Source organism: Bacillus sp. RCC_6_1, assembly GCF_041360755.1.
GTDB lineage: Bacteria > Bacillota > Bacilli > Bacillales > Bacillaceae_G > Bacillus_A > Bacillus_A cereus.
In genome coordinates this window covers 1-581 of sequence record NZ_JBFUPV010000041.1, presented here as the reverse complement: position 1 = coordinate 581, position 581 = coordinate 1, and the positions used below count along the sequence as shown (strand labels likewise).

Below are 581 nucleotides of genomic sequence, written 5' to 3'. Positions count from 1 at the left end.
TTACGAGCCATTAGCTCAGTTGGTAGAGCATCTGACTTTTAATCAGAGGGTCGAAGGTTCGAGTCCTTCATGGCTCACTTTTGTTTTTTCCGCGCGGTCGTGGCGGAACGGCAGACGCGCTAGGTTGAGGGCCTAGTGGGGGAAACCCCGTGGAGGTTCAAGTCCTCCCGGCCGCATCAAAAAAATCTTAAAAAAGTACTTGCATTTGAAAATGTAGTATGATAAGATAATTGAGTCGCCAAATTACAACGACGAAAAAACATCATGAATAAGCGCCCGTAGCTCAATTGGATAGAGCGTTTGACTACGGATCAAGAGGTTAGGGGTTCGACTCCTCTCGGGCGCGCCAATTACGGGAAGTGGCTCAGCTTGGTAGAGCACCTGGTTTGGGACCAGGGGGTCGCAGGTTCAAATCCTGTCTTCCCGACCACGCGGGTGTAGTTTAGTGGTAAAACAAGAGCCTTCCAAGCTCTGGTCGAGAGTTCGATTCTCTTCACCCGCTTTTAGTTCTTTGAAAACTGAACGAAACAAACAACGTGAAACGTCAATTTTTATTTTAGATGCTAGACAAACTAACTTTA

General features: G+C 47.2%; 5 tRNA genes. All 5 read left to right on the top strand.

What is annotated here, in order from left to right:
• Positions 1 to 4: 4 nt before the first annotated feature.
• The 5 genes from AB6801_RS31220 (at position 5) to AB6801_RS31200 (ending at position 502) form a co-directional block, all read left to right on the top strand.
• A tRNA-Lys gene (locus AB6801_RS31220) sits at positions 5 to 77 on the top strand.
• Positions 78 to 93: 16 nt separating this feature from the next.
• Positions 94 to 176, top strand: a tRNA-Leu gene (locus tag AB6801_RS31215).
• Positions 177 to 272: 96 nt separating this feature from the next.
• Positions 273 to 349, top strand: a tRNA-Arg gene (locus tag AB6801_RS31210).
• A gap of 4 nt (positions 350 to 353) precedes the next feature.
• A tRNA-Pro gene (locus AB6801_RS31205) sits at positions 354 to 430 on the top strand.
• A 1-nt stretch (position 431) separates the two neighbouring features.
• Positions 432 to 502: transfer RNA gene (locus AB6801_RS31200), tRNA-Gly, on the top strand.
• The last annotated feature ends 79 nt before the right edge of the window (positions 503 to 581 follow it).